Genomic DNA, 12,261 nt, shown 5'->3' with positions numbered 1-12,261 from the left:
AATTTGAGGAGACGAATCATATGCAAGAACAAACACAAGACAGCAAAGAAATTCAAACCCGCATTATTGCTCAAGCTTGGAAAGATGAAGCTTACAAACAAGAATTGCTGAACAATTCTAAATCGGTGATTGAACGAGAATTTAATATTCAGTTACCATCTGACCTACAAGTCTGTGTGATGGAAGAAAATGCTTCTACTTTCTATTTCATCCTACCAGCACGTCCAAATTTAGAAAATGTGGAATTATCTGAAGAGCAACTAGAAGCAGTTGCTGGTGGTGCATCTGTTGGTGATGTATTTACTTTTGTTGAAAAAACTTACGCTGAACTCAAGGATTTTGGTGCTGAAATTTACAGAGCTATTTTTTAGTGTAGCTTGATGAAGTCTTTTTAGCTGTCTGCAATATCCCCGACTTCTTCAAGAATTCGGGGATATTACCACCTTTTTAAAATTAACTCAATCAGAGGTTATTGACTATGCAAAATTTGAGCAACCCTAAATTTGTTCTCAAAACGATTGCTATCGCATTTATTGCGATAGTAATTCTTGTTAATAGTCCCGCGCTATATCAACAAGGGAAAGCGCTAGGTGCTGAAATTTATAAATTGCTCTTTTCAAAAGAACAAAAATCCTCGTAAATCGGACATCTTTATTTTACCCAATCACTTTTTTTTATATGCTGATTCTACAAGACAAAAAATACTTCAAAATATCCAAGCAACATATCATTCAAATTGTCGAAAAAGCAAGTACGCTTGCGGAAAGACTTAGCAATCAGTTGACTTTCCATGAATCTCAAGCAAATGATACTCAAATCGAAACTCGTTTAGAAAAATGGTGTCAGGTTGTCGCTAAGGGAGATCGACAAAAATTTGAAAAGCGTTTGGGTTGGGACGGTTTAAACATTAATTCTGTTCGTCGCGTTTTGAGTAATGTTTGTCTCATTAACGAGCAATACTTACCAGATTGGGCAGAAACTTTATGGGAGGGAATGGAAGCAGCATTTGCTTTCTTAGATTCAGACCAAAGCAATTTAAAACAGCACTGCTGTTTAGTTCCACAAAAGCCACTTCCTTTTGAGGAAGCCCTATTGCCATTTGTTGATGTAGCTAAGAAAAAATTACTGGCTCGAATTGGCTCTAATTATCAGTTACTGTCAGCAGAAGCTCAAAGCCAGCTAGAACGCAAGCTTTTAGAACGTTTAGTAACTTTATGTGCTTATCCTTTAGAATTAGAATTTTCAATTTTTCGCTCTCTAAATACGACTTCATTATTTCGCTTGCTTGGACAGATCCAAAGCGGTTCTTCTCAGCAACAGTACACCCAGTTTATTCATAAACTACTAGAAGATGGCTTGTTGTCTTTCTTTCGAGAATATAGCGTGTTAGCTCGTCTAGTAGCAACCGCTATGAACTTTTGGGTTGATGCAACTAGTGAATTTATTTTGCGATTAGCTTCAGATTGGAATAAAATTCAATCGACTTTTCAAGGAAATACAGAACTAGGACAGGTTATAACTGTGAAGCTAGGGCTTTCCGATCCCCATAATTGCGGACGTTCTGTCATTATTCTTGAATTTACTTCAGGTTTGAAGTTGGTTTACAAGCCTAAAGACTTGGGTTTAGAACAAGCTTATTTTGAGTTATTAGCTTGGATTAACCAACAAGAAGTATGTTTACCGCTCAAGCTGCTAAAAGTGATTAACTGCTCTAGCTACGGATGGATGGAGTTTGCCGAGGCTTTACCTTGCGAAAATCAAGAGGGAGTTAAAAGATATTATCAGCGTGCAGGAATAATACTGTGCATTGTATATGCTTTGGGGGGAAATGACTGCCACTGTGAAAATTTAATTGTATGCGGGGAACAGCCCGTCTTGGTAGATTTGGAAACACTTCTTCATCACCGCATTTGGACGGCTCAAGAGGATGCTGGTGCTTACTCCCGTGCTCGCGAATGGTTGCAGAGTTCTGTAATTAGTACTGCTTTATTACCAGGATGGCAACAGTTGCATGGACAAGCTGCCAAACTAGGACTAGATATAAGTGGGTTGGGAGGTTCTAGTGGAGAGGAAATTTCTTACCGTACACTTAAATGGCAGCATACCAACACAGATAGCATGATGTTGCAGTACGAAGATGTCAAGATGCAGCCAAAACAAAATCAACCTTTTGGAGAAGGGATTGATGCATCATTGAATCACTATGGAGAAGAACTTGTCAATGGTTTTCGACAGATGTATCAGTTTTTGATGCAACGTCAGGAATCACTGTTAACCATTGGTAGTCCTATAGCAGCTTTTGCTTGTCAAAAGGTACGGCTTGTATTTCGTAATACAAACTTATACTTTTCAGTTTTGTACAACACTCTACAACCCAAATATCTTAGAAATGGTCTTGATTTTAGTATTGAATTGGATATTTTAAGTAGAGGATTTCTTAATTCAGAGGAAAAACACCCTTTTTGGTCAATTTTAACAGCAGAAAAACAATCGTTAGAGCAGTTAGATATTCCTTATTTTACAGCTTATTCAGATAGTGATGAGCTAAAACTTCCATCTCATCAAGTGATTCAAAGATTTGTCAATCAATCTAGTTATCAAGATGTTATTATTCGCCTGCAACAATTAAATAATAGGGATTTAACTCGCCAAATTAGCGTAATTAAGGCAGCACTGTATTCTTGTATGAAAAGCGAGAATCTTAATTCATTGCCTTCTAAAAAGATTCCATCTTTTACGAACAAAGTTGCTCCCTTAACATCGGAGGTTATGGTGCAACAAGCGCTGGCGATCGCTCAAGAAATACAGCAGCAAGCCATTTATGACAATGACGGGAGTGCTGCTTGGCTCGGTATGGTATACATACCTGAAATACAGAAGTTCCAACTACAACCACTTAGTTATAGCTTATCTAATGGTTGTAGTGGTATATCTCTCTTTTTATCAGCATTAGCAACAGTAACGGGTAAAACAGAATTCAGCGATCTAGCTTTAGCATCTTTACACCCCTTACGTAAAGCTTTACGCGAGTCAAATGTTAACTTTCAGCAAAAGTTAATTAAGCACATGGGTTTTGCTGGTGCTAAAGGGATTGCTTCTACTGTCTATGCTTTGGTTTGTATTGCCAAATTTTTAGACAAAGCACAGTTGCTTCAAGATGCTCAACAATTAGCTTCCTGGATAACACTTGATAAAAATGCTGCGAATTTGGCACCTGGTATAATGAACGGCATTGCTGGAACTATTTTGGGCTTATTAGCCCTATATAGAGCGACTCAGGAACCCACAATTCTAGAACAAGCTATAACTTGGGGTAAGCATTTATTGAATACCCGTGTTGCTCTGGAGACTGGCGATCGAGCTTGGACAACACCCGATAACAAATTATTAACAGGATATTCTCATGGTATAGCTGGTATTGCCTACGCACTGTTACAGCTATATGCAGCTAGCAAAAATTCCCTATTTTTATCAGCAGCTCGAGAAGCGATCGCATCCGAACAAAGTTTCTTCTCTGACGCAAATCTATTTTTAGAAGATAGTGCGGTGACTGTAGATAATGGCATTGTCTCCGGTACAAGCTGGTGTCATGATGTAGCTGGCATAGCTTTAGCTCGTTTGGGAGGCTTAGCAATTCTGGATACAGATGCCATTCGCCAAGAACTAGAAATGACCATGAGGAGCATATATCCACAAGGCTTACAAGAAGTAGATAACCTTTGTAGTGGTAATTTTAGCCGAATTGAAGTGTTGCTAGTAGCATCTGAGAAACTTTCAAACCCAGAATTTTTAAGAATGTCTCACGAGCAGACAGCCCAAATTCTGACTAGAGCAAACCAAATAGGTTCTTTTGAGCTTCTTGCCAATCTACCACCAGAAGTTGATAACCCTGGCTTGTGTCATGGAAAAGCTGGCATTGGTTATGAGTTATTGAGATTGGCTTGCCCAAATCTATTACCCTCTGTTTTGCTGTGGCAATAAATTACAGCAGTTTTCACCTCAATAAACCACACTGTTTGTAAGGGCGCAAGTCGCCGCGCCCCTACATCTGTGATCTATTTACCTGAAAATGGCTGTATGTTGTTCGGATTCGCGACAACTTCTTCCTTCAAGAAGTTGCAAATCCTACAACTCATCAAAACCAATGTTTTTGATAGTAATTATCTGTCACCACTTGAGGACATCTGTAACAAGCAGCTTTTCCTTCTTGTTGCCACCAACGACAATGAGGACGTATTTGACAAGGTGGTAACGCTTCAACAACGGGAAGTAGTTCTTCCACAATTTTTGTAGCAAGGCGGCACTCAGCTCCATCAAAGTGCTTGCAGTTACTACCCGCACAAGTAGAAGCTATACGAAAAATTTCTGTAGGTTCGACAGAACCAGATAATTCTGAAATATTTTCGTTAACTAGTACCGTTGTAGACAAATAGCTTACTTCCGGTGTTTCTACTGTTCCTCCAACGACACCAAAAACCACAGACTTATCAGGCTCCGATCGCCCACTAGGGCAAAGAGGTATTGTCTTTGAATGTAATGAGTCTAAGTGATTACTATCGTTTAAGCTTTTATCAAAGGTAGATTGCGTTTGTGGGTACTTATTGTCCTTAGAAACACTGTCAAGATCTACATTTAAGTTGAAAGGTTGAGATACATTCTCTTCAAATAAACTTCCCCATCCACCAAGGTTGTAAGAAGACATTTGAATGGATTTAAGCATAGCAACTGAGCGAGCCTCTATTGCTCTTTTACGAACTTGAAGTGCAATAGGCTTTAAGTCTTCTGGCTCAATCCGCTTAGCTTGATAAGGTAACTGATTTTGAGAGGAAGAAAATTTTTCCATAAAATAGCTCCTCATGAAGGGTTGCAAGATCCCCGACTTCTTTAAGAAGTCGGGGATCTGAGTAAACTTAGAATTAAATACGATCGATTGCGATCGGATCAACTGCAATTAATCCCGTAGTCTCTGGTTGAATAGAAATTAGTTTCACCAGACCACCTGCAACCATTTCTAATTGAGAGTCATTGAGTTCTTGATTATTTGGATTTATGGGGATAATAAGATGTTTGACACTTGGTGTATCTTCATAAAAGCAAATGGTTAAACTATCAGGGATGTCCTGACCTGTCATCTCTTTAATACCAGCTTTAGGGTTTTGAAGCAGTTTGGCTTTTAAAGTGTCATCTGCTAAAGATTGTCTGATGACTTGCGAGATAATATGGTTTTCTTCATCCAGAACATATCTTTCTAATTGCTCTTTTCTCGGCAAAATGTAATTCTGCAAATCTGGTCTATCTTCATGAACTTCAATCTTTTCTAAAGATTCTGGAACATTAACACCATGCTCTAACAGGATAGTCTTTGGATCTGTTATGAAGGAGTTTTTAAAACCTTCATCATTCCAAAGCTTTTCCAAAAGAACTTTGTAGGTATTGATTGGGTTTGTCATGACAAGCTAAAATCCAAGATTCAAAATGTATAACTTACAAATTAAACTTTCTTAAGCTTTATGACATTAGCGGATTTTTCGCTCTTGATTCGTCTTTTTTTCGCTTTTTAAAATGAATTTTTGTAACAAAAACTAGATGTTCTTGTAATGATGTGGGCTATTTTCATCCTTAGGAATACAAAGTTTTAGTGGGAGTGGGATTGAGTACGGTTGGAGTTCCTCCAAGCTTGAGGAGTAGTTCCTATATATTTACGAAATTGACGGAAGAAATGACCTGTATTCTGATACCCTACTACCTCTGCAATCTGCTCTACTGACTGGTTAGTTTCTAATAACAAGGAGCGTGCTGCAGCCATTCGACGCTCGACTATCCAACGGTTTATTGTTTGTCCTGTAAGGCGACGCATAAGATCGGTTAAATAACTAGGAGCGTAACCAACTGCTTGGGCTACATCACATAAACTAATCGGTTGCTGATAGTTTGCCTCTATAAACTGAAAGACTTCATTCAGATGCGGACAAGGAGGAAAAATTGACTCTTTTTCAACAACTTTAGTGGTTGGCTCTAACTCTGATGCTACATTTATCTGATGCAAACTAGCATACCACTGCTTCAAAGCTGTTTGTTTTTCGAGTCGGATGGAGATGGCTTCTAACACATCTTCTACTGTAGAAGGTTTGGTCAGATAGTCATCTGCTCCCAACTTCATCCCTTGACGTAATTCCGCTTTTCCACCCTTAGCCGTCAAAAAAATGAACGGAATAACTGCTGTTACTGGATTCTGGCGCAATGTATTCAAGACACCATAACCATCTAATTCCGGCATGATAATATCGCAAATGACTAAATCTGGTAAATGCTCCCTTGCTTGCTGGACTCCAACAACACCATTTTCTGCACCAATAACGTTGAAACCTTCTGTTTCTAAACATTCTAGAAACATTTCTCGGCTTTGAGCTTCATCTTCAATGACTAAAATCTTTGTCATGCTTCGCCTCTGAAATTTTCAGCCTTGTCTAAAAAAAGAATAAAGAATTCAGGATAAGAATACTCCTTTAGATGATTTATCAAGGATTTAACATTACTATACTATCTGTGTATAGTTAAACTCATTCTTATTTTCACATAGCAGAGAATACTCTTAAATACAAGCCTAAGAGCAGCTACGTACAGTATTATATTACAAGAAAAATTTTAATTTTTTTCTCCTAGAGCATATATTTAAATTTTACAAAAAGTATAATTTCGTAGAGAATCTGCATCAAAAATTTTTGATGATATCCAATGAACAACCTTCCGTTAAAAATGCCAGGTTATTTAAGTAGTATAAAAACTAACAAATTTTGGCGATCGCGGTCACCAAATCATCAGCAGTGCAGGGTTTTATGAGATAGTCATTTGCTCCAAGTTCAATACCATAGCGCCGTTCTACGTCACTTGTCCCGGCTGAAACAAAAATCAAGGGAATTTTTGCTGTTGCTGGGTTTTGTCGTAAAGTGTTTAAAACCTGATAACCATTGAGTTCTGGCATTTTAATGTCGCAAATTACTAAATTTGGGAGTTGTTCCTGTGCTATCTGGACACCGACACGACCATTAGCTGCACCAATAGCACAGAAGCCTTCCTCTTTGAGACATTCTAAAAACATTTCTCGGCTTTCTGCCTCGTCTTCAATCACCAATATCTTTTTCATAAATCATGAGTGCAACTACTTAGCTGCTAGTCAACTAAAAAATAGCTGTTGCTGCTATTTATTAATCTTGAATTAATCTAAGTTAAATCAATTTAAACTTAGCATAACCTAGAGATGTTGTGTTTACATACATCTTTAATTATCAAAGATATTTTTTTGATAAAAATGACTAATATTATGGAAAAAACTACCATTTTTTTAGTTTATGATTAATATTCTGCACAAAATCTGTATAACGATGCATCTGATGACAGTAATTTTCACTTAAGGGATTCCAAATAAAAAAGTATCCAACTTTCTCTTGTAGTTTATTGACCTGAAAATGGTTGTAAATAAGGTTTGGGACCATAGCTCAAGGCTATGGTCTCAGAGGTTTGACAAAGATTAACTGGTTGATCGGAACCTAATAATAGGTGGATGAAGAACTTCTACTCCCAATGATTTATCTGTTGGGATTGCGATCGTAAAAGTTGTACCAACGCCAATGTCGCTCTCTACAGAGATTTGACCGCGATGTAAGTCTACAAGTTTTTTGACAACAGCCAACCCCAATCCGTTTCCGTGTATGTCACCAACATTCTTACCTCGATAAAACGGCTCAAAAAGCCGCTGTAGATCTGTAGCCGCTATCCCAACCCCTCGATCTTTAATCTGGAAAATAGCTTCTTTGTCCGCATAAGAAAGTTCCAGAACTACTGTACTGCCATTTGGAGAATACTTAATCGCATTATCAAGTAGATTTGTAAGAATTGGTTGCAACAATTTGTCATCAACATAAACTGTAGAGCCTTCACCATGACTTGTAAAAGTAAGATGGTGCTGACTGTTGTGTCTCATTTGCAACTGAGTCACTAAATCATAACAGAATAGCTGTAAATCGATCGCTCTTGGCTCATAAGTCAGTTTACCTGCTTCCGAACGCCCAATCATCAAAACATTATCCATCAACTCACTGAGATGCTCAACTGCTGTTTGAATGCGATCGAAATACTTAAGTTTTTTTTCCTGGTTCCATTGATGACTGTGACGTTTTAGCAAACTTGTAGAAAATGAGATAAGATGCAGTGGTATCCGTAATTCATGGGAAACCATACAAACAAATCTAGCTCTCTGTTCGCTGAAATCTTTTTCTTCTTGTAAAGACTGTTGAAATTTTACTTCTGCTTGTTTATGAGAAGAGATATCGTTAACAACATAAATAAAGTACTTTGGCGCTCCATTTGACTCCAGCACAAGTGACACATTGATATCAGTCCAAACGCAGGAGCCATTTTTATGGATGTAGCGCTTCTCCATTGAGTAAGTTTGGATTTCGCAAGCCAACATTTGGTGAAAGTACTCTTGCTCAGCTTTGAGATCTTCAGGATAAGTTATATCCCAGCAAGCTTGAGACTCTAATTGTTGCTGCGTGTAACCAACTATATCGCACAGCTTATGGTTGACTAGTAGCCACTTACCATCTAAACCAACATGAGCCATACCAACAGGAGCACAATCAAATGTATCTCGGAATAGCTGTTCATGTGACCGCAGTTCTTTTTGTATCTGGCTGCACTGATTAATCTTACGGGACACTTGCTTGCGAGTATTAGTATTCCTTGATTGAGCTAATTCTTCTATCTGTTGTGTAACTTTAGAATTGAGTTTCCCTGAGATATAATTGCCTGCAGTCATAGCCAATCCATTGTAGTAAAAGTTACTTAGAGGCTGTTTGTTGAGTGACAGTGATAACGATGATATGTTTCATGTAACATCGTTTGATTATAAAAACTACAGTTATTCTACATATTGAGTTAAGAACCTAATGTACGTTATTAATAATCTCCACCCTATTGCTAATTTCCTCTTTGACCTTTAGCTTGTCTTTAGAAATGGATTTTTTTCAACTGAGGGGTTTGGGGTGAGGTCTGCTTTGGCTTCGTCGAACTTACGTTATATTACAGATGTTTTCTTTTATATGAAACACAATCAAAGCTAGTACATGAAGGCAGAAATTCGCTCGTCGATGGCAGAAGACGCAAAAGCTTTGAATGTAAGCTTTTTGTTTGTCATTAATGGTTGCTTTATCCTCAAAGAATAAAGGTGTCAGTCGTCAGATCAGCTTTATGTTAAACGACTGGTGGATGAATAAAGGGGTTGAAAAAACGACAGTTAACACGGTGTCTACAATTGGTTGGGGAAGACGAAGATCCCAAAGATTGCTGAATTCTGAATTCTGTATAGCTGACTTCTTCTTCAATTGATTGAACTGATTACTGAATTCATCACATAATCAGGCAGTTGCCGAGCTAGCAGTTAAATCTCCTCTCAGCAAACAACCCATATCTACTGAGTTTTGTCAAGCTCACTTTTAACAAATTTTAATGCGTTTGCCCTACCCCTATCCCCTATCCCCTACCTATGGCACAATAAAGACGGTAATAAAAAATATCATAGATAGGTAACAAGCGTGAGTCCAACTGCTCAAGCCACCGCAAGTGCGCGTCGTGTGGTATTTCCATTTACAGCAATTGTGGGTCAGGAAGAAATGAAACTGGCTCTGCTGTTGAACGTGATTGACCCGAAAATTGGTGGTGTTATGATTATGGGCGATCGCGGTACGGGAAAATCTACCACTATCCGGGCGCTGGCTGACTTGCTACCAGAAATCCCTGTCGTTGCTAATGACCCATTTAACAGCCATCCCAACGACCCCGATTTGATGAGCGATGAAGTCCGCCAACAATTAGAGCAAGGTGCGGATATTCCTATAGTTCAGAAAAAAGTGATAATGGTAGACTTGCCATTAGGAGCTACAGAGGACCGGGTTTGCGGTACCATTGACATTGAAAAAGCTTTATCAGAAGGTGTTAAAGCCTTTGAACCGGGATTGTTGGCAAAAGCCAATCGGGGTATCCTCTATGTAGATGAAGTGAACTTGTTAGATGACCACCTTGTAGATGTGCTTCTTGACTCTGCTGCAAGTGGCTGGAATACAGTAGAAAGGGAAGGGATCTCCATTCGTCACCCAGCGCGTTTTGTGCTAGTGGGTTCCGGGAACCCAGAAGAAGGGGAACTGCGCCCTCAACTCCTCGATCGCTTTGGCATGCACGCTGAAATTCATACAGTGAAAGAACCAGCTTTACGAGTGCAAATTGTGGAACAACGGGCAGAATTTGACCAAAATCCTCCAGCATTTTTGGAAAAGTACAAATCTCAGCAGGAAGAACTACAGCAAAAAATTGTTAATGCCCAACAGCTTTTACCGACTGTTACAATTGATTACGATTTACGGGTCAAAATCTCTGAAGTTTGTTCTGAACTGGATGTAGATGGATTGCGGGGCGATATTGTCACCAACCGCGCTGCTAAAGCAATAACCGCATTTGAAGGGCGAAACGAAGTAACAGTTGATGATATTCGGCGCGTAATTACTTTGTGTTTGCGTCATAGATTGCGGAAAGACCCCTTGGAGTCCATTGATTCTGGCTACAAGGTAGAAAAAGCTTTTGGTCGCGTTTTTGGCGTAGAAATCCCTGAAGATACCGCACAAAAAAACGGTACGGGACAAAAGGTTAGAAGTTAGTTATGAGTCAAGTGTCATTTGTCAAGTGTCATTTGTCCTTTGTAAACGACCAATGACACTTGACCAATGACACTTGACCAATGACACTTGACCAATGACACTTGACCAATGACACTTGACCAATAACCAACGACATTATTATGAGATTTTGGCGCTTTTGGTTTAGTACGTTTATTTTATCGAGCCAGTACAACCCTCCTCGGTTTGTGGAGATGACGATGGTTTTGGTGGCGATCGCATTGCTACTCGTTTGGCAGATTACATTGGAGTCTCCGTACATGATACTTGGTTGGAGTTTGGTAGTTGGAGCATCAATTTCTATATTGGTACGAGAAGCCATTGCTCCTACACCAGAGACACGCATCAATCAATTAGCAGCATTTTTATTTTTGATAATGAGTGGCTTTGGGTTTTTGTACGTTTTTCAAACTTTATAATCCACTTGAAATTGAAATATGTTGGATCGAGGTCTGGACTGGGTACTTTAAGAAAGATACCTAGTCTGTCTTATCTCAACTATGACACCTGTACTGACCCAACTTGACAATTTAAAAGTTTTGCAGTCAACAGATTTGGAGTGGATTGCTCAAATTGGGGTGCAGCAGACCCTACCTATTGCAGAGCTTCTCATTCAGGAAGGTCAACCTTGTGACTCGATTTACTTTATTCTTGATGGTACCGTAGCAGTCCTCATTTCTCAACAGGGTTCTGACCTTGACCAGGAAATTGTTCGTTGCGGTCAAGGGGACGTCATCGGAGAAATGTCTTTTGTTGACGATCGCTACCCGTCTGCAACAGTCAAAACTGTAGAGCCAACGCGGGTGCTGTCGCTTTCCAAACGGCAGTTGCAAATCAAAATGGAGAAAGATCCAGATTTTGCAGCGCGATTCTATCAAGAGGTGACTATTATACTATCCTCTCGATTGCGGAGTCTCTCGAAATTACTAGCGCAAAACAAAATTATACCCAGCCAAGCACTGAGAAAAGTGCTGTTTGTCTTTGCTGTTCTTAATGATAATGATATTGACTGGATGGTAACTCGTGGTCGGCGAGAAGATGCAGTGACGGGAACAGTGTTGATTCAACAAGACCAACCAGTAGACGCTTTGTACATTTTGCTGAAAGGCAATTTGGCAGTGTTATTTTCTATGATGAAAGATGGGCAATTAGTAGAACGAGAGCTTGCTCGACGAGCAAGTGGAGAAATTGTCGGTGAGATGTCTTTTGTGGAAGCAGGGACAGCATCTGCAACGATTAAATGTGCTGAAAACTCATTGCTGTTAGCTATACCCCAGGAAATGTTAAGAGAAAAGTTGCAACGCGATCGCGGTTTTGCAACTCGTTTCTATCGTGCTATTTCCCTGGTGTTAATTGACCGCTTGCGGGAAGGCTTAGTGCAGCGTGGGTTCGGTCAACAAGCATATAACAAAGACCAACAAATGGCAGATGACATTGAGTATGAAGATGAAATTCCTCTTGATGTGCTAGAGCCAACATTGTTAGCTGGTACTCGGTTTAAGTGGCTGATGAATCGGGTGAGGGGGTAGGGGGG

General features: G+C 39.4%; 11 protein-coding genes. 6 read left to right on the top strand and 5 right to left on the bottom strand.

Translation table 11 applies throughout. The features are described 5' to 3' along the window. The first annotated feature begins 20 nt into the window (after nucleotides 1-20). The 3 genes from F7734_RS38265 (at nucleotide 21) to F7734_RS38255 (ending at nucleotide 3,981) form a co-directional block, all read left to right on the top strand. On the top strand, nucleotides 21-371 hold the full coding sequence (locus F7734_RS38265; protein ID WP_155749677.1) for an NHLP leader peptide family RiPP precursor: 351 nt from the start codon (nucleotides 21-23) through the stop codon (nucleotides 369-371). A gap of 107 nt (nucleotides 372-478) precedes the next feature. Beyond that, entirely contained in the window at nucleotides 479-640 is a 162-nt protein-coding gene (locus F7734_RS38260) for a hypothetical protein (protein WP_155749676.1), read from the top strand. 38 nt (nucleotides 641-678) lie between these two features. Continuing rightward, on the top strand, nucleotides 679-3,981 hold the full coding sequence (locus F7734_RS38255; RefSeq protein WP_155749675.1) for a type 2 lanthipeptide synthetase LanM family protein: 3,303 nt from the start codon (nucleotides 679-681) through the stop codon (nucleotides 3,979-3,981). Nucleotides 3,982-4,135: 154 nt separating this feature from the next. Here F7734_RS38255 and F7734_RS66385 read toward each other — a convergent pair whose 3' ends face one another. From F7734_RS66385 to F7734_RS38230, 5 genes are all read right to left on the bottom strand, one after another. Continuing rightward, nucleotides 4,136-4,843, bottom strand: coding sequence for a hypothetical protein (locus F7734_RS66385; protein ID WP_347566352.1), 708 nt, complete (start codon nucleotides 4,841-4,843; stop codon nucleotides 4,136-4,138). A gap of 73 nt (nucleotides 4,844-4,916) precedes the next feature. Next, on the bottom strand, nucleotides 4,917-5,450 hold the full coding sequence (locus tag F7734_RS38245) for an NHLP leader peptide family RiPP precursor (RefSeq protein WP_155749674.1): 534 nt from the start codon (nucleotides 5,448-5,450) through the stop codon (nucleotides 4,917-4,919). 185 nt (nucleotides 5,451-5,635) lie between these two features. Further along, nucleotides 5,636-6,439 (bottom strand): response regulator, encoded by an 804-nt coding sequence (locus F7734_RS38240; RefSeq protein ID WP_155749673.1) that lies wholly within the window; start codon nucleotides 6,437-6,439, stop codon nucleotides 5,636-5,638. Between the two features lie 345 nt (nucleotides 6,440-6,784). Continuing rightward, nucleotides 6,785-7,144 carry a response regulator gene (locus tag F7734_RS38235; protein WP_155749672.1) on the bottom strand — a complete coding sequence of 120 codons (360 nt, stop codon included), beginning with the start codon at nucleotides 7,142-7,144 and terminating at the stop codon, nucleotides 6,785-6,787. A gap of 384 nt (nucleotides 7,145-7,528) precedes the next feature. Beyond that, a complete protein-coding gene (locus F7734_RS38230; RefSeq protein ID WP_155749671.1) occupies nucleotides 7,529-8,818 on the bottom strand; it encodes a HAMP domain-containing sensor histidine kinase in 1,290 nt (429 codons plus the stop codon). A gap of 775 nt (nucleotides 8,819-9,593) precedes the next feature. On the opposite strand from F7734_RS38230, the gene bchI reads away from it, so the two are divergent. The 3 genes from bchI to F7734_RS38215 all read left to right on the top strand — a co-directional run bounded on the left by bchI (nucleotide 9,594) and on the right by F7734_RS38215 (nucleotide 12,256). Next, nucleotides 9,594-10,709, top strand: a complete 1,116-nt coding sequence (bchI, locus tag F7734_RS38225) for a magnesium chelatase ATPase subunit I (protein ID WP_166482409.1) — start codon at nucleotides 9,594-9,596, stop codon at nucleotides 10,707-10,709. Nucleotides 10,710-10,849: 140 nt separating this feature from the next. Then, the gene (locus F7734_RS38220) at nucleotides 10,850-11,146 is read left to right on the top strand and encodes a hypothetical protein (protein WP_155749670.1); all 297 of its coding nucleotides are present in this window, start codon (nucleotides 10,850-10,852) and stop codon (nucleotides 11,144-11,146) included. A gap of 81 nt (nucleotides 11,147-11,227) precedes the next feature. Continuing rightward, complete coding sequence (locus tag F7734_RS38215) at nucleotides 11,228-12,256, top strand: cyclic nucleotide-binding domain-containing protein (RefSeq protein ID WP_155749669.1); 1,029 nt, start codon at nucleotides 11,228-11,230, stop codon at nucleotides 12,254-12,256. The last annotated feature ends 5 nt before the right edge of the window (nucleotides 12,257-12,261 follow it).

Source organism: Scytonema sp. UIC 10036 (assembly GCF_009725235.1).
This window is presented reverse-complemented; position numbering and strand designations above follow the sequence as displayed.